Origin of the sequence: Streptomyces sp. CB01201, from assembly GCF_002803085.1 — a bacterium.
GTDB classification, from domain to species: Bacteria; Actinomycetota; Actinomycetes; order Streptomycetales; family Streptomycetaceae; genus Streptomyces; species Streptomyces hundungensis.
In genome coordinates this window covers 40,971-62,809 of the sequence record NZ_NNBJ01000004.1, presented here as the reverse complement: position 1 = coordinate 62,809, position 21,839 = coordinate 40,971, and the positions used below count along the sequence as shown (strand labels likewise).

The 21,839-nt window shown below is 71.2% G+C and carries 18 protein-coding genes; 4 read left to right on the top strand and 14 right to left on the bottom strand.

The annotated features are described in order from the left end of the window. Positions 1–74: 74 nt before the first annotated feature. The 11 genes from CG740_RS10415 to CG740_RS10365 form a co-directional block, all read right to left on the bottom strand. Positions 75–1,352: a thymidine phosphorylase gene (locus CG740_RS10415; protein ID WP_100574759.1), complete on the bottom strand. Its 1,278-nt coding sequence runs from the start codon at positions 1,350–1,352 to the stop codon at positions 75–77. A 104-nt stretch (positions 1,353–1,456) separates the two neighbouring features. Then, on the bottom strand, positions 1,457–1,849 hold the full coding sequence (locus CG740_RS10410) for a cytidine deaminase (protein ID WP_100574758.1): 393 nt from the start codon (positions 1,847–1,849) through the stop codon (positions 1,457–1,459). Continuing rightward, on the bottom strand, positions 1,846–3,135 hold the full coding sequence (locus CG740_RS10405; RefSeq protein ID WP_100574757.1) for an ABC transporter permease: 1,290 nt from the start codon (positions 3,133–3,135) through the stop codon (positions 1,846–1,848). The genes CG740_RS10410 and CG740_RS10405 overlap by 4 nt, the downstream gene beginning before the upstream one ends. Then, positions 3,132–4,256 carry an ABC transporter permease gene (locus CG740_RS10400; protein WP_100574756.1) on the bottom strand — a complete coding sequence of 375 codons (1,125 nt, stop codon included), beginning with the start codon at positions 4,254–4,256 and terminating at the stop codon, positions 3,132–3,134. The genes CG740_RS10405 and CG740_RS10400 overlap by 4 nt, the downstream gene beginning before the upstream one ends. Then, a complete protein-coding gene (locus CG740_RS10395; protein WP_100574755.1) occupies positions 4,253–5,890 on the bottom strand; it encodes an ABC transporter ATP-binding protein in 1,638 nt (545 codons plus the stop codon). The genes CG740_RS10400 and CG740_RS10395 overlap by 4 nt, the downstream gene beginning before the upstream one ends. A 156-nt stretch (positions 5,891–6,046) precedes the next feature. Then, a complete protein-coding gene (locus CG740_RS10390; protein ID WP_100574754.1) occupies positions 6,047–7,111 on the bottom strand; it encodes a BMP family lipoprotein in 1,065 nt (354 codons plus the stop codon). A gap of 140 nt (positions 7,112–7,251) precedes the next feature. Then, the gene (locus tag CG740_RS10385) at positions 7,252–8,478 is read right to left on the bottom strand and encodes an amidohydrolase (RefSeq protein ID WP_100574753.1); all 1,227 of its coding nucleotides are present in this window, start codon (positions 8,476–8,478) and stop codon (positions 7,252–7,254) included. 224 nt (positions 8,479–8,702) lie between these two features. Then, on the bottom strand, positions 8,703–9,794 hold the full coding sequence (locus CG740_RS10380) for a hypothetical protein (protein ID WP_100574752.1): 1,092 nt from the start codon (positions 9,792–9,794) through the stop codon (positions 8,703–8,705). Positions 9,795–9,809: 15 nt separating this feature from the next. Then, positions 9,810–10,754 (bottom strand): N-acetylneuraminate synthase family protein, encoded by a 945-nt coding sequence (locus CG740_RS10375; RefSeq protein ID WP_100574751.1) that lies wholly within the window; start codon positions 10,752–10,754, stop codon positions 9,810–9,812. 43 nt (positions 10,755–10,797) lie between these two features. After that, positions 10,798–12,027 carry an acylneuraminate cytidylyltransferase gene (locus tag CG740_RS10370; protein ID WP_100574750.1) on the bottom strand — a complete coding sequence of 410 codons (1,230 nt, stop codon included), beginning with the start codon at positions 12,025–12,027 and terminating at the stop codon, positions 10,798–10,800. Next, complete coding sequence (locus CG740_RS10365; RefSeq protein ID WP_100574749.1) at positions 12,027–13,391, bottom strand: DUF6716 putative glycosyltransferase; 1,365 nt, start codon at positions 13,389–13,391, stop codon at positions 12,027–12,029. The genes CG740_RS10370 and CG740_RS10365 overlap by 1 nt, the downstream gene beginning before the upstream one ends. Positions 13,392–13,579: 188 nt before the next feature. On the opposite strand from CG740_RS10365, the gene CG740_RS10360 reads away from it, so the two are divergent. Both CG740_RS10360 and CG740_RS10355 read left to right on the top strand, forming a co-directional pair. Further along, entirely contained in the window at positions 13,580–14,563 is a 984-nt protein-coding gene (locus CG740_RS10360) for a glycosyltransferase family 2 protein (protein WP_100575071.1), read from the top strand. Then, the gene (locus tag CG740_RS10355; protein ID WP_100574748.1) at positions 14,563–15,882 is read left to right on the top strand and encodes an alpha-2,8-polysialyltransferase family protein; all 1,320 of its coding nucleotides are present in this window, start codon (positions 14,563–14,565) and stop codon (positions 15,880–15,882) included. The genes CG740_RS10360 and CG740_RS10355 overlap by 1 nt, the downstream gene beginning before the upstream one ends. Before the next feature lie 40 nt (positions 15,883–15,922). Here CG740_RS10355 and CG740_RS10350 read toward each other — a convergent pair whose 3' ends face one another. After that, entirely contained in the window at positions 15,923–16,570 is a 648-nt protein-coding gene (locus CG740_RS10350; protein ID WP_100574747.1) for a TetR/AcrR family transcriptional regulator C-terminal domain-containing protein, read from the bottom strand. Positions 16,571–16,608: 38 nt separating this feature from the next. Between CG740_RS10350 and CG740_RS10345 the strand changes: the two genes are divergently transcribed. Both CG740_RS10345 and CG740_RS10340 read left to right on the top strand, forming a co-directional pair. Further along, the gene (locus CG740_RS10345; protein WP_100574746.1) at positions 16,609–18,105 is read left to right on the top strand and encodes an FAD-dependent monooxygenase; all 1,497 of its coding nucleotides are present in this window, start codon (positions 16,609–16,611) and stop codon (positions 18,103–18,105) included. 168 nt (positions 18,106–18,273) lie between these two features. Then, positions 18,274–19,434, top strand: coding sequence for an acyltransferase family protein (locus tag CG740_RS10340; protein ID WP_384495027.1), 1,161 nt, complete (start codon positions 18,274–18,276; stop codon positions 19,432–19,434). Positions 19,435–19,459: 25 nt separating this feature from the next. Here CG740_RS10340 and CG740_RS10335 read toward each other — a convergent pair whose 3' ends face one another. Both CG740_RS10335 and CG740_RS10330 read right to left on the bottom strand, forming a co-directional pair. Next, on the bottom strand, positions 19,460–20,038 hold the full coding sequence (locus tag CG740_RS10335) for a Uma2 family endonuclease (protein WP_234376182.1): 579 nt from the start codon (positions 20,036–20,038) through the stop codon (positions 19,460–19,462). A 93-nt stretch (positions 20,039–20,131) separates the two neighbouring features. After that, entirely contained in the window at positions 20,132–21,712 is a 1,581-nt protein-coding gene (locus CG740_RS10330; RefSeq protein WP_100574744.1) for an acyl-CoA mutase large subunit family protein, read from the bottom strand. Positions 21,713–21,839 lie beyond the last annotated feature (127 nt).

The window sequence follows — 21,839 nt, the reverse complement described above, 5'->3', positions numbered from 1 at the left end:
TCACGAGTCCAGCATGCCGAACGGGACCGGCACAGGTCCACCGGTCCCGTTCACCCATATGAGGAATCCCCAGGTCAGGCGATACGTTCCCGCACGATCGGCGTCGCCGAGAACGCCGTGCCGGCCGGCGCCACGTCGTACGACGCGTCCAGCGACTTCAGCGCGTACTCGAACTTCTCCGGCGTGTCCGTGTGCAGGGTCAGCAGGGGCTGGCCCGCGGTGACCGTGTCGCCGGGCTTGGCGTGGAGTTCGACGCCGGCGCCGGCCTGGACCGGGTCCTCCTTGCGGGCGCGGCCCGCGCCGAGGCGCCAGGCGGCCACGCCGATGTCGTACGCGTCGAGGCGGGTCAGGACGCCCGAGGAGGGGGCGGTGATGACGTGCTGCTCGCGGGCGACCGGCAGGGTCGCGTCCGGGTCGCCGCCCTGGGCCGCGATCATCCGGCGCCACACGTCCATCGCGGAGCCGTCGGCCAGGGCCTTCGCCGGGTCGGCGTCCTTGATGCCGGCCGCGTCCAGCATCTCGCGGGCCAGCGCGATGGTGAGCTCGACGACGTCGGCGGGGCCGCCGCCCGCCAACACCTCGACGGATTCCCGGACTTCGAGCGCGTTGCCCGCGGTCAGGCCGAGCGGGGTGGACATGTCGGTGAGCAGGGCCACCGTCTTGACGCCGCTGTCGGTGCCCAACGCGACCATCGTGGAGGCGAGTTCACGCGCGTCCTCGATGTTCTTCATGAACGCGCCGGTGCCGACCTTCACGTCCAGGACCAGCGAGCCGGTGCCTTCCGCGATCTTCTTGGACATGATGGAGGAGGCGATCAGCGGGATCGCCTCGACCGTGCCCGTCACATCGCGCAGCGCGTACAGCTTCTTGTCGGCGGGGGCCAGGCCGTCGCCCGCCGCGCAGATGACCGCGCCGGTGGTGTCGAGGACGTTCAGCATCTCCTCGTTGGAGAGCAGCGCGCGCCAGCCGGGGATGGACTCCAGCTTGTCGAGCGTCCCGCCGGTGTGGCCGAGGCCCCGGCCGGAGAGCTGCGGCACGGCCGCGCCGCAGGCGGCGACCAGCGGGGCGAGCGGCAGGGTGATCTTGTCGCCGACGCCGCCGGTGGAGTGCTTGTCGGCGGTCGGGCGCGAGAGCGAGTCGAAGTTCATGCGCTCGCCGGAGGCGATCATGGCCGCGGTCCAGCGGGCGATCTCCGTGCGGTTCATGCCGTTCAGGAGGATGGCCATGGCCAGGGCGGACATCTGCTCGTCGGCGACCTCGCCGCGCGTGTAGGCGTCGATGACCCAGTCGATCTGCTCGGGAGACAGCTCGCCCCGGTCTCGCTTGGTGCGGATGACGGAGATGACGTCCATGGCATTCCTTCCGGCTTGGTGCACGTTGGTACGTACGCGACTCTACGCGCATAGAGGGGAGTTGAAGGAGCGGCCCCCGCACGGGCTGTGCGGGGGCCGCCGGGTTACTTCAGGTGGTCCGGGCCGAAGGCCTGGGGCAGCATCTCGGCCAGCGTCAGGATGCCCTTCGGGGTCTCCAACAGGAGCTCGGGGCCGCCGAATTCGAAGAGCAGCTGACGGCACCGGCCGCACGGAACCAGCACGTCGCCGTGCCCGTCGACGCAGGTGAAGTGCGTCAGCCGGCCGCCGCCGGACAGCTGGAGCGCCGAGACGAGACCGCACTCGGCGCACAGGCCGATGCCGTACGAGGCGTTCTCGACGTTGCAGCCGGTGACGGTGCGCCCGTCGTCGACCAGGGCCGCGGCCCCGACCGAGTAGCCCGAGTACGGCGCGTATGCGCGGGACATGGCCTCGCGCGCGGCCGTGCGCAGGGCGTCCCAGTCGGGCGCCGGCGTCACTTGCCCTGGCCCTTCCGGTAGCGCATGCCGTCCGCCTTGGGCATCCGCAGACGCTGGGCGGAGAGCGACAGGACGAGCAGCGTCACGACGTACGGGGTCGCGCCGACGAAGTCGCCGGGCACGTCGTCGGTCAGCAGGTACCAGACCAGGATCAGCACGGCCATCACCGCGCTGATCGCGGCTTGCAGCGTGGCCTTCTTGTACAGCTTCCAGCCCGCGAGCGCCGCGAGCAGCACGACGAGCAGGAGCAGCAGGGCGTGCACGGTCGGACCGCCGTTGCGCAGCTGGAGCGCGTCGGAGAAGCCGAACAGGCCCGCGCCCATGGCGAGTCCGCCCGGACGCCAGTTGCCGAAGATCATCGCGGCGAGGCCGATGTAACCGCGGCCGCCGGTCTGGCCCTCCAGGTAGATGTGCGAGGTGACCAGGGCGAGGAACGCGCCACCGAGACCGGCGAGTCCGCCGGAGACGGCGACCGCCGCGTACTTGTAGGAGTACACGTTGACGCCGAGCGACTCGGCCGCGATCGGGTTCTCGCCGCAGGAGCGCAGGCGCAGGCCGAAGGCCGTCCTCCACAGCAGCCACCAGGTGCCGACGAACAGCGCGACGGCGATGACGGTGACCCAGGAGACCTCGGTGACCAGGCCGCCGACGATGCCCGCGAGGTCGGAGATCAGGAACCAGTGGTGGTTCTGGAGCGACTCAAGACCGGAGGACAGACCCGGGACGGAGAAGCTGGGCAGCGCGTCCGCGGGCGGCGACTGCTTGGGGTTGCCGCCCTTGACCTGGGCCTCGCCGCCGTTGAAGAACAGCTTGGCCAGGTACTGCGTCACGCCGAGCGCGAGCAGGTTGACCGCGACACCGGAGACGATGTGGTCGACGCCGAAGGTGATGGTGGCGACCGCGTGGATCAGTCCGCCGAGCACACCGAAGCCGATGCCCGCGAGCAGCCCGAGCCAGGGGCTGGTCTGCCAGCCGACCCAGCCGGCCCCGAAGGTGCCGAGGATCATCATGCCTTCGAGGCCGATGTTGACCACGCCGGCCCGCTCGGACCACAGGCCCGCCAGGCCCGCGAGCCCGATGGGCACCGCGAGGCCGAGCGCGGCACTGATCTGGCCCTCGCTGGTGAGCTGGTTGGCGCCGGTGATGATGCGTACGGCGGAGACGAGGATCAGCGCGCCCGCGATGATCATCAGGACCTGCGCGAGGGAGAACTTGCGCTTGGCGTTGCCCCGCTTGACCCCGGCCGGAGGCGGTGGGGTCGTGGTCGTTTCGGTCGTGACGCTCATGCCGTCACCTCCGTCTCGGTCTTGGCGGCCTGGGCCGCGAGCTCGGCGCCGACGCGCTGCTGCTGGCGCTTGAGGCCGTAACGGCGGACGAGTTCGTAGGCGATCACGACGCACAGGACGATGACGCCCTGAATCACGCCGAGGATCTCCTTGTCGTAACCGATCACTTCGAAGTGGCCGGTGGTGCGCTCCAGGTAGCCCCAGAGCAGCGCGGCGAGCGCGACGCCCACCGGGTGGTTGCGGCCGAGCAGGGCGATGGCGATGCCGGTGAAGCCGAGCCCGAGCGGGAAGCTGTTGTCGAACTGGTGGCTGTCGTTGAGCAACGTCGGCATGCCGACCAGACCGGCCACCGCACCCGAGATGATCATGCTGGTGACGATCATCTTCTTGACGTTGGCACCGCTGGCCGCGGCCGCGGACTCGGACTGGCCGACCGCCCGCAGGTCGAAGCCGAAGCGGGTGCGGCCGAGCGTGAACCAGTACGCGACGCCGACGAGCACCGCGACGACGATGAAGCCCCACAGCTGGCCGGCCGGGCCCATGTCCATGGTGAAGAACCAGGACGACGTGGGCAGCGGCTTGGTCGAGACGAGCGTGCCCGCCTCGTCGAGCTGGCCGAGCCGGTCGGGCTGGAGCAGATAGGCGATGATCGCGGTCGCGATGGCGTTCAGCATGATGGTCGAGATGACCTCGCTGACGCCCCGGGTGACCTTGAGGATGCCCGCGACCGCCGACCACATCGCGCCGACCAGCATGGCGACGACGATGATGATCGGGATCTGCACGATGCCGGGCAGGCTCAGCGCGCCGCCGACCACCGCGGCGAGGAACGCGGCCAGGCGGTACTGGCCGTCGACGCCGATGTTGAACAGGTTCATCCGGAAGCCGATGGCCACCGCGATGCCCGCCAGGTAGTACGTCGTCGCCTTGTTGAGGATGTAGACCTGGCTGTCGCTCGCCGAGCCGTACGACAGCATGTCGTTGAAGGCCGGGAACGGGTTCTTGCCGGTGGCGAGGATGATCAGCGCGGTGACGACAAGGGCCGCGACGAGCGCGAGCACGGGGGCCGCGACCGCGAGGAGCAGCTTCTCCTTGTCGATGCGGGAGGTGAGCTTCTTCATCGGTCCTCTCCCCCAGTGTTCTCCTGGTGCTCCAGGTGGCCGGTGGCGGCACCGGTCATGGCGGAACCCAGTTCCTCGGGGGTGATCGTGGCGGGGTCGGCGTCGGCGACCAGACGGCCCCGGTACATCACCCGCAGGGCGTCGGACAGGCCGATCAGCTCGTCCAGGTCGGCGGAGATCAGGAGTACGGCAAGGCCCTCGCGGCGGGCCTCGCGGATCTGGTCCCAGATCTGCGCCTGGGCGCCGACGTCCACGCCCCGGGTGGGGTGCGCGGCGATCAGCAGCTTGGGGTTGTGGCTCATCTCGCGGCCGACGATCAGCTTCTGCTGGTTGCCGCCGGACAGGGACGCCGCGGTGACCTCGATGCCGGGGGTGCGCACGTCGTACTCGCGCACGATCCGCTCGGTGTCCTTGCGCGCGGCCTTGTTGTCGAGGAGGGCGCCCTTGGAGTTGGGCTTCTCGGTGACGTGGCCGAGGATCCGGTTCTCCCAGAGGGGGGCCTCCAGGAGCAGGCCGTGGCGGTGGCGGTCCTCGGGGATGTAGCCGATGCCGTCCTCGCGGCGCTTGCGCGTGGGGGCCGTGGAGATGTCGGTGGTGTCGAGCGTGATGACACCGCCGTCGGGGATGCGCATGCCCATGATGGCCTCGACGAGCTCGGCCTGGCCGTTGCCCTCGACGCCGGCGATGCCGAGCACCTCGCCCTTGTGGATGGTGAAGGACACCGAGGACAGCACCTCGCGCACCACCCCGTCGGGGTCGGTGGCGGCCAGCCGCAGGCCGTCGACCTTGAGCATCGGGACCGTGGTGACGGTCGACTCGCGGGTCTCGGGCGAGGGCAGCTCGCTGCCCACCATCAGCTCGGCGAGCTGCTTGGTGGTGGTGCTGCGGGGGTCGGCGGTGCCGACGGTGGTGCCGCGCCGGATCACCGTGATCTCGTCGGCGACCGAGAGGACCTCGCCGAGCTTGTGCGAGATGAAGATGACGGTCAGGCCCTCGGCCTTGAGCTCGCGCAGGTTGTCGAAGAGCGCCTCGACCTCCTGCGGGACCAGGACCGCGGTCGGCTCGTCGAGGATGAGGGTGCGCGCGCCGCGGTAGAGGACCTTGAGGATCTCCACGCGCTGGCGGTCGGCGACCCCGAGGTCCTCGACGAGGGCGTCCGGGCGGACCCCGAGGCCGTACGCGTCCGAGATCTCCTTGATCTTGTTGCGGGCCCTGGAGCCGATGCCGTACAGCTTCTCGCCGCCGAGGACGACGTTCTCCAGGACGGTCAGGTTGTCGGCCAGCATGAAGTGCTGGTGGACCATGCCGATGCCGAGCGCGATGGCGTCGGCCGGGCTGGAGAAGGAGGCCTGGGCGCCGTCGATGGTGATGGTGCCCTCGTCCGGCTTCTGCATGCCGTAGAGGATCTTCATCAGGGTCGACTTGCCGGCGCCGTTCTCACCGCACAGCGCGTGCACGGTGCCCTTGCGGACGGTGATGTCGATGTCCTTGTTGGCGACGACACCGGGGAATCGTTTGGTGATGCCGCGCAGTTCGACGGCGGGAGGGCTGGACGCGTTGATGGCGCACTCTCCTCGTGGGCAGGAGCGGGGGGCGGGAAGCTTCCGGGGAAGCCTGGAAGCGCACTGGGCCACCGGCCGGACGCCCGGCCTAGTAGTTCAGCACACTCCTGGCGCGCCAACTCCGGCCTACGCGCGTAGAGTTGACACTTCGTTATGGCCCGGTGAGGCAGGGCGGTCCCTGCTTCACCGGGCCGGATGCAACGGGAGACGGTCAGTGACCGTCCCGGGTCACGGGGTCGTCTTGACCTTGATGGAGCCGTCGACGATCTTCTTCTGGGCCGCGTCGAGCTGCGGCTTCAGGTCGTCGATGAAGCCACCGCTGGTGGCGAGCGAAACGCCGCCCTTGGCCAGCGGGTAGCTGTTGGTGCCGACCAGCGGCTTGCCGTCCTTGATCGACTTGATCAGGTCGTAGACGCCGATGTCGACGTTCTTGACGACCGAGGTCAGGATCGAGTTCTTGTACTTGGAGAGCGAGGCCTGCTGGTACTGGTCGGAGTCGACCCCGATCGCCCAGGCGCCCTTCTTGCCCGCGACGGCCTCGATCGCACCGGTGCCGGAGGAGCCGGCGGCGGTGTAGATGACGTCCGCGCCGTTGTCGAGCATGCCCTGGGCGGCTTCCTTGCCCTTGTCGGGGCTGGCGAAGCCGGACGTGTCCGAGCCGTGCGACAGGTACTGGTTGTCGACCTTGACGTCGGGCTTGGTGTCCTTGACGCCCTGGTTGAAGCCCGCCTCGAACTTCTTGATGAGCGGGACGTCGACGCCGCCGATGAAGCCGACGTGGTTCGTCTTGGTCTTCAGCGCCGCGGCGACACCCGCGAGGTAGGAGCCCTGCTCCTCGGTGAAGACGATGTTGTCGATGTTCTTGGGGCCCTCGACGACGGAGTCGACGATGCCGAACGTGACGTTCGGGTACTTGACCGCGACCTTCTTCATCGAGTTCGCGTACGCGTAGCCGATGCCGATGACCGGGTTGTAGCCCGCACCCGCGAGGTCGGTCAGCCGCTGCTCGCGGTCGGCCTCGGTGTCGGTGGTCTTGGCGGTCAGCTCCTTGACGTCACCGCCGAACTCGGCCTTGGCCTTGTCGATGCCGCGCGCGGCGGAGTCGTTGAACGAGTGGTCGCCACGGCCGCCGACGTCGTACGCGACACCGATCTTGACGCCCTTGCCGCCCGCGGCGGACGAGGAGGAGTTGCCCGAGTCCTTCTGGGAGGACGTGGAGCCACAGGCGGTGGCGGAAAGCGCGAGCGCGGCGGTGGCGATACCTGCCGCAGCGATCTTGGATACCCGGCGCACGAGGAGGTCCCTTCAAACCTGAACCGAGGCGCCCCTACCGGCGCTGGTTTCGCGTCGGATCGTAACGCGCGTAGATGTCGCGTAAAGCCCTGTTCGTAAGCCGTTATCGAATCGCCGCGAACAGAGGATGAAGTGTCCGGTTACGAGCGGTTGCCATCGAGCAGCGCCGCGGCGGTGAAGAGTTCGACCCCGACCTTGATGGCGGCCTCGTCCGCGTCGAAATCACCCCGATGCAGGTCGAGCCGGGCATTCGAGCCCGGAGTGCGGACCCCGAGGCGGGCCATCGCCCCGGGTACGTGCTCCAGGTACCAGGAAAAGTCCTCGCCACCCAGCGACTGCTCCGTGTCCTCCACCGCGTGCGCCCCGCGGCGGGCCGTCATCGCCTCCGCGAGCAGCTCGGTGACGATCGGGTCGTTGACGACCGGGGGGACTCCGCGGACGTAGTTGATCTCCGATTTGGCCCCGTGCAGGGTGGCCACCTCGTCGATCGCGGCGTGCACCAGGTCGGGCGCGTCGCGCCAGGCCGCCAGCTCCAGGCAGCGCACGGTTCCGGCCAGCTCGGCGTGCATCGGGATGACGTTGCAGGCGTGGCCCGCCTCGATGCGGCCCCAGGTCAGCGCGAGGCCCGCGCGGGCGTCGATGCGGCGGGCGAGCAGCGCGGGCACGTCGGCGGCGACCCGGGCGACGGCGGTCACCAGGTCGGTCGTCAGGTGCGGGCGCGCGGTGTGGCCGCCGGGCCCGTCCAGGGAGACCTCCAGGCGGTCGCAGGCGGAGGTGATCGCGCCGTGCCGCAGGCCGATGCGCCCGGCGTCCACGCGCGGGTCGCAGTGCACCGCGATGATCCGGCCCACGCCGTCCAGGCAGCCGGCCGCGATGGCATCGGCCGCACCCCCGGGCAGCACCTCCTCGGCGGGCTGGAAGAGCAGCCGCACGGGGGCGGGCAGCAGGCCCTGGCGGTGCAGCTCGGCGAGGACCAGGCCCGCGCCGAGGACGGTGGTGGTGTGCACGTCGTGGCCGCAGGCGTGCGCGCGGTCGGGCACGGTGGAGCGGTAGGGCACGCCCGCCTTGGCGTCGGGGATGGGCAGCGCGTCGATGTCCGCGCGCAGCGCAAGCACGGGACGCTCATGGTCCCAGGTTCCGATGTCGCAGATGAGGCCGGTGCCGGAGGGGAGCACCCGCGGTTCGAGGCCGGCCGCTTCGAGGCGGGCCTTGATCGCGGCGGTGGTCCGGAACTCCTGGTTGCCGAGCTCGGGATGCATGTGCAAGTCCCGCCGGAAGGCGACGAGTTCGGCGAACAGCGCCTCGCTCAGCTCGCCGGGCAGCGGTGCTTCGCCGGGCAGATCGGCTTCGGACGACTCACGGGACATCAACTGGTTCACTCGTTGAGGGTAGGCCTCTCGGAGGGTCAACTCACGCGCGATCAACAAAAGTTCAGCCGCATAGGGGAAAGAAAGCTGGTCGCACGGCGCATGCCGTTCGTGACAACTGGGTAAACTATTTCATCCTTCCGCCCGATGTCCGGGCATGGACGTTCCCCCCAGAGTAGGAGCGGCCGTCCTCCCCCGGGCCGGACGACATCCGCCGCCCCGCCCTAGGCAGCCACTCTGGCCAGGCCGTGGGCCCGGCGCGCCGCCCCCGTCACACCGTCGAGGAAGCCCTGGGCGCGCGGCGAGGCCTTGTCGGTGAGCCACCGGGGGTCTATGTCGCAGACCACGACCCGTACCCCGGTCCCCGCGAGCGCGAGCGGCAGGGTGTGTACCACGGTGGAGGGGAAGCTGAGGATCGTGCGGCCCACCGGGCCCCGGCGCGCGATGAGTTCGAGCGGCAGATCGGGCCGTACGACTTCGAGGCCGGTGCGGGCATGCAGGGTGTGCAGCTTCTCGGCGGACTCCCTGCGGTGCGCGAAGTAGCGGGTCACCCCGTGCGTACGGGCCAGCTGCTCGACCGCGGCGAGGTAGCTCTCCGGGTCGACGACCCCGGTCTCCACCAGTGAAGTCCCCACCAGGTCGGCGCCCTTGGTCAGGCGCGGCGGCCCGAAGCCCGCCCGCGTCCAGCCGAAGGTGTTGGCGGTGACGGTGACGCCCTCGGGCGCCTCGACGGGCATCGCGCTGAACACCTCCACGCTGCGGCGCCGCGCCGGGGTGAGCCGGCGGCGGGCCGCCGCGGAGACCGGCGCGAACACGAGGTCACGTATGCCGGCCCGGCTGCCCCGCCGGTGCCAGCGCACCAGGCGCTCGCCGCGGGCGAGTTGGGAGACGAACTCCATGGTGGCCGTCCCGTCGTCCACGACCACCAGGTCACGGGCGCGCGAGACGGTGAGCAGGAGCTGGACGTAGCGCGAGAACGGGTCGCCCATGACGATCCGGTCGGCCCTGCGCAGCATCGGGGTGAGCCCGCCGATGGTGTGCAGCGGCGCCGTGAGGCCGCCCCGGGCCTCCTCCCAGCGCACCTTCGTGCCGGCGTCCCGGGCCAGCTCGGCCATCCGGCGCAGCTGGCCGCGCGACATGGGGTCGGTCGGCGAGAGCACCACGACGGTCAGCCCGGAGAGGTCGGGCGCCTCGGGACGCTGCTGTGCGGGTACGCCGTCGAGCAGCGGGCCCGCCGAATGGGCCCACTCCAGGACGTTGAGCAGCTGGACCGGGCTCTCCACGAAGGCGAGCGTGGCGGAGGTGTCCCGAGGCACGGCGGGCCCGCCCCCTCAGACCGCGGCCGGGGCGCGGTCCCCGGCGCTCTCGGCGTCGGCGGCCTCGGCCTGGGCGACGACGCCGGCGACGCGGCGCAGCTTCTTCATCGGGGCCAGCTCGGAGTCGTAGACCTTCTTGACGCCGTCGCCGAGCGCCGCCTCGATGGTGCGGATGTCACGGACCAGGCGGGTCAGGCCGCCGGGCTCGACGGAGGCGGCCTGGTCGGAGCCCCACATCGCGCGGTCCAGAGTGATGTGGCGCTCGACGAACGCAGCGCCGAGCGCGACGGCGGCGAGCGTGGTCTGGAGGCCGGTCTCGTGGCCGCTGTAGCCGATCGGCACGTTGGGGTACTCGGCCATCAGGCTGTTGATCACGCGCAGGTTGAGCTCCTCGGCCTTGGCCGGGTAGGTCGAAGTGGCGTGGCACAGAAGGATGTTGTCGCTGCCGAGCACCTCGACCGCATGCCGGATCTGCTTCGGCGTCGACATGCCGGTGGAGAGGATGACGGTGCGGCCGGTGGCGCGCAGGGCGCGGAGCAGCTCGTCGTCGGTGAGCGAGGCGGAGGCCACCTTGTGGGCCGGCACGTCGAACTTCTCCAGGAACGCGACGGCCTCGGTGTCCCACGGCGATGCGAACCAATCGATGCCGCGCTCCTTGCAGTGCGCGTCGATGGTGCGGTACTCGTCCTCGCCGAACTCCACCCGGTGGCGGTAGTCGATGTACGTCATCCGGCCCCACGGGGTGTCCCGCTCGATGTCCCACTGGTCGCGCGGAGTGCAGATCTCCGGGGTGCGCTTCTGGAACTTGACCGCGTCGCAGCCGGCGTCGGCGGCGGCGTCGATCAGGGCGATCGCGTTGTCGAGGTCGCCGTTGTGGTTGATGCCGATCTCGCCGGTGACGTACACGGGGTGGCCCGGGCCTGCGGTGCGGCTGCCGAGGGTGCGCAGACGGTTGCTCATGAGGGTCTTTCCTTACATCGGATGGGGAGGTCGGGCGGGGAGGTCAGGCGGGGGTGTGGTGGGTCTCGGGGGCGTGCGGGGGCGGTGGGGTGTGGGTGAGTTCGGGTCCGAGGAGCCAGGCGGCGATCTCGCGGATCGCTCCTTCGCCGCCGGGGGTGCGGGTCACGGCACGCGCCGCTGCGCGCACCGAGTCGTGGGCGCTGCCGACGGCCACCGGCCAGCCGGCGAGGGCGAAGCAGGGCAGGTCGTTGACGTCGTTGCCGGCGTAGAGCACCCGCTGGGGGTCGACGCCCTCGTCCTCGCACCACTGCTTGAGCGCGAGGTCCTTGCGGTCGATGCCGTGCAGGACCGGGATCTTGAGCTTGCGGGCGCGGGCGGCGACGACGGGGTTCTGCTCGGTGGACAGGACGAGCAGCCTGAGCCCGGCCCGGCGCAGGGCGGCGATGCCGAGCCCGTCACCGCGGTGCACGGCGACGAGTTCGCGGCCCTCGGAGTCGATGAGGACCTTGTCGTCGGTCTGGGTGCCGTCGAAGTCGAGGACGACCGCGTCGACGTCGTCGCGGGTCGGGGTGGGCAGCCGGTCGAGGACGGGGGCGAGTGCGCGGGCCCGGTCCAGGTCGTGCGGCTCGTCGATCTCCAGGACCCGTGCCGGGTCGGTGCGCACCAGCGCGGTGCGGCCGAAGAAGCGGTGCTGGTGGGTGCGGAAGCCCTCGGCGTCCATGGCGTAGGCGGCGCCGGTCTCCAGGAAGTCCTGCGGACGGTCCTGGCGGCGCGGCCGGAACGACTTGTCGTGGCCCATGCCCTGGCCGCCGCCGAGTTCGTCCTCGCGCCACAGGAAGCCGTGGAAGGGGGCGACGGTGACGGCGGTCTCGGCGCCGTCCTCCAGGACCGCCGCGGCCACGCCCTCGACGTCCTCGCGGGTCAGGAACGGGCTGGTGCACTGCACGAGCAGCACCACCCGGGCGTCCGGGTGCGCGTCCAGGGCGTGCAGGACGGCGGCCTCGCTGCTGGCGGTGTCGCCCGAGATCCCGGCCGGGCGGACGACCACGTCGGCGCCGGCCGAGCGGGCGGCGGCCGCGATCGCCGGGTCGTCGGTGGAGACGACGACGTCGGTGACGAGCCGGGCGGCCCGGCAGGCGAGCACGGCCCGCACCACGAGCGGCACCCCGGCGACGGAGGCGAGGTTCTTGCCGGGCACACCCTTGGAGCCGCCCCGGGCGGGGATGACGGCGAGCACCTTGGGGGGCGTGCTCGGTGCGGCGGTCGGGGGCATCACAGTTCTCCCATCCGGCGGATGACGGGCGCGACCCGCTGCACGCCGTGGCGGTAGGCGCCGCGCGCCGCGTCGCGCACGGCGTCCCTGATCACCCGGCGCAGCCCGGTCCGCTCGGTGGCGGGGGCCGCGCCCGGCAGCGGGGTGCCGTCGGGGGCGAGGTGGTGGCGGGCGAGGATGCCCGGGAGGTAGCCGGGCGCGGTGGCGGCGGTGTAGTAGGGGGCGATCGGCGGCAGGCTCGCCGCGGCGAGCAACTCGGCCACGCGGGACCGCACTTGGTCGAAGGCGCGGTGGTACGCGTCACCCGGGGCCACACCCTGGGCGGCGAGCCACTCGGGGTCGGGCACGGGCCGGTGCCCGGCGTCGAGCCGGTCCCAGGAGGCCAGACAGCCGGAGCCGAGGAAGTGGTGGTTGCCGAGGACCTCGCGGACACCGAGGTCGGTGAGGACGGCCGTCGGCACCGAGCGGTGCAGGGACTCCAGGGCGGCGGTCGAGGAGACCGTCACCAGGAGGTCGGCGCGGTCCAGGATCCCGCCCATGTTCCCGTACGCCAGCGAGAAGTTGGGCGGCAGGTCGATGCCCTTGGCGAGCTTCTGGAAGGGGTGTTCCTCGATGTGCGTGGTGTGCTCGCCCGGCTTGGAGCGGAGCTTGAGGACGACCTCGCGCTCCGGGTGCAGCCGGGCGTGCCCGACCAGGCGGTCAAGGAGGTACCGGCGGTCGGCGCGGCTCTCCGGCACGGAGGGCTGGGCGGCGAAGACGACCGTGTCGCGGCCGGGCTCGGCCGTGTAGGCGGCGCCGCCGAGGAAGGGCAGCGCGGCCTCGGTGACGGCGGAGGCGTCGGCGCCCACGCCTTCGTACACCGCGCGGAAACGGGCCGCGTCATGGCGGGAGTTGGCGAGCACGATGTCGGCGCCGTGCCGCAGGAGCAGACCGTCGGCGAGCTTCTCGTAGACGACGCCCACATAGCCGGTGACGATCACGGGGCGGCGGCTCCGGCCCCGCAGCCGGGCGGCGAGCCCGTGCAGCGCGGCCTGGGCGGCGCCGCCGACGAGCGCGAGCACGATGACGTCGTACGCCGCACCTGCCGAGCCCGACTTGGCCACGGCATCCAGGAATTGAGCCATCGTCACTTCGCGCAGGGCGTCCGCCGCGACCCCCACCTCGGCGAGCTGGCGAGGCGTGGGGGTGGCGCGGCCCCGGAGCAGGAAGCCGTCGAGTTCGGGGGCGAGGGGCGCGGTCGCGGCGGAGTCGGTCCCGGGAGCCTGTTCGGCGAGGCGGCGCGCGGTGAGCGCACCCCATTTCCACCGGGTGTCCGAATCCGCGAGAACCGCGATCCGCAGCCTTGAATCGGTACGTGATGGCACGCCGTAGAAACTAGGAAGCCCCGCGTATTCGCGGCCCAACTCGACTGCAACAACTGGTTAACAGCGCGACTACTCAAGGAGTGCGGGGCGGCCCGGCGGACGGGTTAACAGTCCCGCCATTCTTCGTTCACCCATCATCTTGGTGCCGGACAGGACGAATGACGGAACGGCGCCATAGCGTCACCGCCGTGGTCAAGCTCTCCGTCATCGTGCCGTTCTACAACGTGCGCGCCTACGCATCCGACACCCTGCGAAGTCTGCGCGCGAACGCCCGCGACGACTTCGAGTTCCTGCTGGTCGACGACTGCTCGTCGGACGGCACGATCGAGCTGCTCGAACGCGCCGAGCGCGAGCTGCCGGGGGCGGTGCTGCTCAGACACGAACGCAACGGCGGTCTGGCCACGGCCCGCAACACCGGCCTGGACGCGGCCCGCGGCGAATATCTGACGTACCTGGACGGCGACGACTGGCTCGCTCCCGGTTACTTCTCCCAACTCCTCTCCGTCATCGAGGAGTTGGGCTGTGACTTCGTCCGCACCGACCACGTCCAGGTGACCGGCCAGGAGCGTACGGTGCACCGGGTGCCGCACGGCCGGCGCGGTGAGGTGATGTCTCCGCGCGAGGCGATCCTGCCCGCCACCCGCTCCACCTCGGTGGACTACGCGTTCGCCTGGGCCGGGATGTACCACCGCAGGCTGGCCGAGCGCGGGCTGCTCCACTTCACCGACGGGCTGCGCACGGCCGAGGACCGGCCGTGGATCTGGCGGCTGCACCGCGAGGCGGAGTCCTTCGCGGTGACGGGGCAGCTCGGCGTGTTCTACCGGCGCGGGGTCGCCTCCTCGCTGACGCAAATCGGCGATGTGCGACAACTCGATTTCATTCGCGCATTCGATCAAGTAATAGCGGAGACGGCCGCGGACCGGGATGCGGACGAATTGCTCCCGAAAGCCGTACGGACGTACTGCGCGATCATTTCCCACCATATGAGCGGCATCGAAAGGTTCGAACCGGCCGTGGCCAGAAAACTCAAGGCCCTGAGCGCGGGCGCGCTGAAACGGCTGCCGCAGGACCACCTCAGGGACGCGCTGAACTCGATGGACGCGCGCCGCGCCGCCCGGCTGCGCAGGCTGCGCCACCGCCCGGCCGCGCCCTCGGCGGGAGCTGCCGCCTGATGCCCACGACCCAGATCTTCGCGGCGTCCACCCTGTACGGGGTGGCCACGCTCGCCGCCGCCCTCGACAGCGGCTGCTTCCCCACGGCCGACCGGCGGCTGCTGCTCATCAGCAACAACGCGCCCGCGCCGGAGGTGTCGCCGTCGCTCGACACCATGCCGGGCTTCGAGCTGCTGCGCGGCCGATTCGACGGGGTGCTCTCCTGGAACGACACGATCGCCCCCTTCCACCCGGGCGGCTGGTCCCCGCGCCCGGACGATGTCCCGCTCTGGGAGCGGCAGTTGAGGGTGCTGTGGGACCTCGGGGACGACCGGATCGAGCTCGCCCTTGAGTCCATCCAGGTGAACCCGGCGCAGGCGGTCGCCCAGCTCTTCCCGGACGCGCCGATCACGGTGTACGCGGACGGCCTGATGACGTACGGCCCGACGCGCAACAAGCTGGACCCGCTGATCGGCTCACGGGTGCGCCGGGTGCTGCACCTGGACCTGGTTCCGGAGCTGCGGCCCCTGCTGCTCGGGGAGTTCGGCGTGCCGAGCGAGACGGTGCCGACGGCGGCCTTCGTGCAGACGGTGGGTGAACTGGCCGCAGCGGAAACCGAGTTGGGCCTGCCTTCGGAGGGCGAGCCGCCGGCCCTCCTGCTCGGCCAGTACCTGTCCGCGCTGTCCATCCTCACCCCGGCCCAGGAGGAGGAGCTGCACCTGCGCATGCTGCGGGGCGCTGCGGCGCGGGGCCATCGGCGGATCGTCTTCAAGCCGCACCCGTCGGCGCCGCCGGCCTGGTCGCAGGCGCTGGAGGCGGAGGCGGTGACGCTCGACGTCCAACTGACCTTCCTCGAACGCCCGTTGATGGCCGAGGTGCTCTACGAGCGCCTCTCCCCCGCGCTCGTGGTGGGCTGCTTCTCGACGGCGCTCCTGACGGCGTCGGCGTTCTACGGCATCGCGGTGGCCCGGGTCGGCACCGAGCTGCTCCTGGACCGGATCGCCCCGTACCAGAACAGCAACCGGGTCCCGGTGACGATCGCGGACGCGATGCTCCCGCCCCTGGAGGGCGAGGCACACCCGGCCGTGGACCTGCCGGAGCTGCTGCGTGCGGTGGGCTATGCGATGCAGCCCGAGCTGCGCCCGGACCTGCGCGGCGCGGCCGAGCGCTATCTCTCGGCCTCCCTGAACACCCACACCTGGCGGTACTTCAAGCGCCGCCGCCTGACCGCGCTCGCCCTGCCCGGCGCGATCCCGTCCCAGCTGGGCTTCATCCCGCGCAACGCGACGGTGCGCCGGGTGGCCCGGCGGGTCCGGCGGCTGACGCCGCGGCGGGCCTAGCCACCAGGAGCCGCGGACTCCGGCGCCGGGAAGCCGCGGCTCACCCCCGTGGGCGGTACGTCGCCTCGATGCCGGCCACCAGGACGGTCAGCCCCTCCTCGAACCGCTCGTCGAACGACTCGAAGATGTCCGCGCCCGCCGCGGCCGCCAGCGGGTAGGCGGACAGGCGCTCCGCGCGGGCGGCCACGTCGACGGACTCGCCCTGCCCGCCCGGCGCGGGCACGCTGCCCTGCTCCTCCGCGACGAAGCCCATCGTGTAGGCGTACGCCAGCGTGCCCGCCCGTACCGCGTCGCGCAGCGTCCAGCCCTCCTGGCACATCCGGCCGAGGTGGGCCTCCAGGGCCTCCGCGTGGTCGGTACCGGTGAAGCGGGCGCCGCCGTACACCTTCGCGCCGTCGCGGTAGCCGAGCAGCATCGCGCGCAGGGCGCGGTTGACGGCGCACAACTGGCCCTGCCAGGTGGGCTCGGCGAGTCCCGGCGGGCCGTCCGCGGCCATCCGCCGGTACATGACGGTCGCCATCTCGTCCAGCAGCGCCTGCTTGTTCTTGAAGTGCCAGTACAGCGCGGGCGCCTGGACCCCGAGTTCCTTCGCGATGGCGCGCAGTGTGAGCCCGTCGAGGCCCACCTCGTTCAGGAGCCGCAGCGCGGTGTCGGCGACCTGCGCCCGGTCGATCTTCGTCGTAGCCACCTTGACAACTTAACACCGTTAAGCGCACGCTTCCGAACATGGAACTTAACGACGTTAAGGAACCCGTGCCCGCGACCGCTCCCGCCACCGGCTCCGGGGCCCTTCCCGAGTCCACCGACGTCCTGATCGTGGGCGCCGGGCCCACCGGTCTCGTGCTCGCCATCGACCTCGCCCGGCGCGGCGTCCCCGCCCTCCTCGTCGAGAGGTCCGACCGGCTCTTCCCCGGCTCGCGCGGCAAGGGCCTCCAGCCGCGCACCCTGGAGCTGCTCGACGACCTCGGCCTGGTCGAGACCGTGCTGCGGGCCGGCCGCGCCTACCCGCGCATGCTGGAGTGGGTGGGCCCCGACGGCACCGAGCGCGGCCGCGAGTGGGACATGATCGAGCGCTACGAGCCCACCGAGCGCGAGCCCCACGCCAACGGCCTGCTCATCGGCCAGGCCCGCTTCCAGGACCTGTTGTACGCGCACCTGCGGAGCCTCGGCGGCGATGTCGTCTTCGACGCCGAGGTGACCGCGGTCACCCAGGACGCCGACGGCGTCACCGCCGCCCTGGCCGACGGCCGTACCGTCCGCTCCCGCCACCTCGTCGCCGCCGACGGCGGCCGCTCCGGCATCCGCCGCGCCCTCGGCATCGCCCTGCGAGGCGAGAGCGTCGACCCCCGTCCCATGCTCGTCGCGGACCTGACCATGACCCCGGACGCACTCGTCGACGACCTCAACTGGCATCTGTGGAACGGCAGTCCGGAGGGCAGCGTGTTGATCTGCCCGCTGCCCGGCGGGCCCGGCCTGTTCCAGCTGATCGCCCAGTACGCCGACGAGGGCGCCGTCCCCGACACCAGCGACGCGGGCGTCCGCAAGGTGGTCGCGGCCCGTACGCCCATGACCGAGGAGCAGGTCGCCGAGGTCCACTGGGCCTCCGACTTCCGGCCCCGGGCAGCGCTCGCCGACCGCTACCGCGCGGGCCGCGTCCTGCTCGCGGGCGACGCGGCGCACATCCACTCCCCGGCCGGCGGCCAGGGCCTCAACACCAGCGTCCAGGACGCGTACAACCTGGGCTGGAAGCTCGCCCAGGTGCTCCGCCACGGCGCCCCCGACACCCTGCTCGACACCTACGAGGAGGAGCGCAGGCCGATCGCCGCCGGGGTGCTCGGCATGAGCACCCGGCTGCACCGCACGGCCATGGTCGGCGAGAACAGCAGACGCCGGTCGGAGACCGGCCAGCTCGGCCTCGGCTACCGGGGCGGCCCGCTCTCCGCCGGGCGGGCCGGAGCCCTGGAAGCCGGCGACCGCGCCCCGGACGGCATCCTGCCCGAGGGCAGGATCTTCGACCTCCTGCGCGGCCCGCACTTCACCCTGCTCGCCTTCGACACCCCGGCCCCCGCCCTCGCGTCCGACCTCGTCCGGGTGCACGAGCTGGGCCCGTACGAGGCGTACGGGCGCGGCCTCTTCCTGGTCCGCCCCGACGGATACGTGGGCTGGGCGGGAACGGACGCCACCGGACTGGACGACTACCTCGCCCCGCTCGGCGCGGCCTGACGCCCGCCCCAGGCGACGCCCGGGCAAACCCGTTCCGGCAGCAGATGAACGCTCCGCGTCGGACAGCGGAACTCCACCGCCACGGCCCCGTTCGCGGGCCGTGGCGGTCCTACTCTGTCGACGCCAAGGCCCGACGGGCCGCAGCGGAACGCCGGGAAGAGGAGCGCCGTGACCAACACCCTGCCGCGGGTACGAAGCACCGGCGGCGGTCAGCCGCAGGAGGAGGCGCCCGAGCGCGCCCCGGTGGCGGCCCCGGTCTCCCGGCTGCGCGCGCTCGACGGGCTGCGCCTGGTCGCCGCCCTGATGGTGGCGCTCTACCACTACGGCGGCCGCTCGGGCGACATCAGCCGGGGCTGGGGCGCCTCCCCCAAGAAGCTGTTCCCGTCCGCCCACGAGTGGTTCTCCTACGGCTGCCTCGGGGTGCAGATCTTCTTCGTCATCAGCGGCTTCGTCATCTGCATGAGCGGCTGGGGCCGGCCCCTGCGCTCCTTCTTCGCCTCGCGCGTCTCCCGGCTCTACCCGGCGTACTGGGCCGCGCTGATCATCATCACCGCCGTGTTCGCGCTGCCGTGGGTGGTCTACAAGACCGTCACGCCCAGCGAGTTCGTGGTGAACCTGACCATGCTCCAGATGCCGGTCGGGGTGCCCCGGGTGCTCGGGGTGTGCTGGACGCTCTGGGCGGAGCTGCGCTTCTACGCCCTGTTCGCCGTCTGTGTGGTGCTGCCCGGCGCGACCCGGCGCCGCGTCGTGCTGTTCTGCGCGGGCTGGACGCTGGCCGCCGCGCTCACCGCGACGGCCCAACAGCCCTTCCTGAACGCCGTGTTCATGCCCGAGTACGCGTCCTTCTTCATCGGCGGCATGGGCCTGTACCTGCTGCACCGCAACCGGCGTGACGTCACCGCGTGGGGCATCGTCGCCGTCAGCTGGGCCATCGGCCAGCACTGGGCGGTCGCGGGCCTGTGGCACAAGCCGAATCCGGCGGCCTTCTCCAACCGGCACGCCTCGGTGATCATCGCCATCATCACGCTGGGCTTCGTGCTGGTCGGCCTGATCGCGCTCGGCCACCTGCGCTGGGCGAACTGGCGCTGGCTCACCGTGGCGGGCGCCCTCACCTACCCGTTCTACCTGGTCCACGAGCACCTGGGCTGGGTGGTCGTGGGCGTACTCCACCGCGGCCTGCACATCCCGGCCCCGGCCACCTTCGCCCTCACGGTCGCGGCGATGCTGCTCCTGGCCTGGCTGCTCAACCGCTACGTGGAACGCTGGGCGACGCCGCTCCTGCGCGGCGCACTGGCCCGCAAGCCCATCCCGGCGGGCAGACCCCGCTGACCCCGGCCGAACGAGAGTCGCGGGGTCAGTCGCCGTCGAGCAGGGTGTCCACGGACAGTTCCAGGGCGACGCCCACGACTTCCGGCACCGGCACGCTCTGCCCGCGCTTGTAGAGCTGGGGCTTGGCGTACTTACCGTCGACGGGGTCCTGGTACAGGAGCACCTCGTCGTGCTTACGGTCGGCGACGAGGTAGACGGGGATCCCGGCCTGGGCGTAACACTCGACCTTCGGGCCGAGGTCGTCGGACCAGTCCGACGACGTCACCTCGACCACCAGGCGGAAGACGTTCGGTGCGTAGCAGTTCTTCCGGACGTGGGCATCACGAAAGTCCTCGTCCACGACCGCGAAGTCCGGGATCGCGAAGTCCTGCGGAAGCGTGGGCAGCCAGAGGCCGACGCCCTGGACGTACTCATACCCCGCCTCCACGATCCCCGCCCGGTCGAATGCCCGGCCGAGCCTGGTCAGCGTCAGTTGATGCGAGCCGTCCGGCGGCGGTGTCACAGTGAGCCTCCCCTGGAGAATCTCCACACGGTGACCACGCAGCGCACTGGAGAGCAGGTCGGCGGCTTCGCTCATCGTCAGCTCGTGTTGCACTACGGCCACGGCATCCTCCCTGTCGGAAGCTCACTCTTCACGAGAGTGACCGGGGGCGTGCGGTTTCCGCCCCCGGTCACCCGTACGAATGAAAAGCGCAGATCAGAACGCGTCCGTGGGAACGTATGTCCCCCACACCTCGCGCAGCGCGTTGCAGACCTCGCCCACCGTGGCGCGGGCCTTGAGGGCATCCTTCATCGGGTACAGGACGTTGTCCTCGCCCTCGGCCGCCTTCTTCAGCTCGGCGAGGGCCGCGTCCACCGCCGCCTGGTCGCGCTCGGCGCGCAGGGTGGCGAGCCGGGCCGCCTGCTGGGCCTCGATCGCGGGGTCGACGCGCAGCGGCTCGTACGGGTCCTCGGTGTCGACCTTGAAGCGGTTCACGCCGACCACGACGCGCTCGCCGGAGTCGGTCTCCTGCGCGATGCGGTACGCGGAGCGCTCGATCTCGCCCTTCTGGAAGCCGTGCTCGATCGCGTTGACCGCGCCTCCCAACTCCTCGACCTTCTCCATGAGTTCGACGGCCGCCGCCTCCACTTCGTCGGTCATCTTCTCGACGACGTACGACCCGGCGAAGGGGTCGACGGTGGCGGTCACATCGGTCTCGTACGCGAGCACCTGCTGGGTGCGCAGGGCGAGTCGGGCGCTCTTGTCCGTCGGCAGGGCGATCGCCTCGTCGAAGGAGTTGGTGTGCAGCGACTGGGTGCCGCCGAGCACCGCCGCGAGACCCTGGACGGCGACGCGGACCAGGTTGACCTCGGGCTGCTGGGCGGTGAGCTGCACGCCCGCGGTCTGCGTGTGGAAGCGCAGCATCAGCGACTTGGGGTTCTTCGCGCCGAACTCGTCCCGCATCACCCGGGCCCAAATGCGACGCGCGGCACGGAACTTGGCGACCTCTTCGAGGATCGTGGTGCGGGAGACGAAGAAGAAGGAGAGGCGCGGCGCGAAGTCGTCCACGTCCATGCCGGCCGCGACCGCCGTGCGGACGTACTCGATGCCGTCGGCCAGCGTGAACGCGATCTCCTGCGCGGGCGAGGCCCCGGCCTCGGCCATGTGGTAGCCGGAGATCGAGATGGTGTTCCACTTGGGGATCTCGGCCCGGCAGTACTTGAAGATGTCCGCGATCAGCCGCAGTGAGGGCTTCGGCGGGAAGATGTAGGTGCCGCGCGCGATGTACTCCTTCAGCACGTCGTTCTGGATCGTGCCGGTCAACTTGTCGGCGGCGACGCCCTGTTCCTCGCCGACCAGCTGGTACATGAGGAGCAGCAGCGCGGCGGGGGCGTTGATCGTCATCGACGTCGACACCTTGTCGAGCGGGATGCCGCCGAACAGGATGCGCATGTCGTCGACGGAGTCGATGGCGACGCCCACCTTGCCGACCTCGCCGGAGGCGATCGCCGCGTCCGAGTCGTGGCCCATCTGGGTGGGCAGGTCGAAGGCGACCGAGAGGCCCATGGTGCCGTTGGCGATGAGCTGCTTGTAGCGGGCGTTGGACTCGACGGCGGTACCGAAGCCCGCGTACTGCCGCATGGTCCACGGCCGGCCGGTGTACATCGACGGATAGACACCGCGCGTGAACGGGTACGAGCCGGGCTCGCCCAGCTTCTCCGCGGGATCCCATCCGGCGAGGGTGTCCGGTCCGTAGACCGGCTCGATGGGCAACCCGGATTCAGACTCGCGCGCCATGTGCTGTGCCTCCCGCTAGAGCTCTACTACTCACTGGTACCCAACCCTCGCGACGGACTGTAGCGGCGGGCGTGCGGCGGGTGGAGAGGCGCACGCTGGGAGCTTGCTCACAACATCCGCGATGCCC

Excerpts from the sequence above, each read along its gene's own strand:
- CG740_RS10415 (WP_100574759.1), bottom strand. The coding sequence starts at position 1,352 with ATGGACGTCATCTCCGTCATCCGCACCAAGCGAGACCGGGGCGAGCTG.
- CG740_RS10405 (WP_100574757.1), bottom strand. The coding sequence starts at position 3,135 with ATGAGCGTCACGACCGAAACGACCACGACCCCACCGCCTCCGGCCGGG.
- CG740_RS10400 (WP_100574756.1), bottom strand. The coding sequence starts at position 4,256 with ATGAAGAAGCTCACCTCCCGCATCGACAAGGAGAAGCTGCTCCTCGCG.
- CG740_RS10385 (WP_100574753.1), bottom strand. The coding sequence starts at position 8,478 with ATGTCCCGTGAGTCGTCCGAAGCCGATCTGCCCGGCGAAGCACCGCTG.
- CG740_RS10375 (WP_100574751.1), bottom strand. The coding sequence starts at position 10,754 with ATGAGCAACCGTCTGCGCACCCTCGGCAGCCGCACCGCAGGCCCGGGC.
- CG740_RS10370 (WP_100574750.1), bottom strand. The coding sequence starts at position 12,027 with ATGCCCCCGACCGCCGCACCGAGCACGCCCCCCAAGGTGCTCGCCGTC.
- CG740_RS10355 (WP_100574748.1), top strand. The coding sequence starts at position 14,563 with ATGCCCACGACCCAGATCTTCGCGGCGTCCACCCTGTACGGGGTGGCC.
- CG740_RS10345 (WP_100574746.1), top strand. The coding sequence starts at position 16,609 with ATGGAACTTAACGACGTTAAGGAACCCGTGCCCGCGACCGCTCCCGCC.
- CG740_RS10330 (WP_100574744.1), bottom strand. The coding sequence starts at position 21,712 with ATGGCGCGCGAGTCTGAATCCGGGTTGCCCATCGAGCCGGTCTACGGA.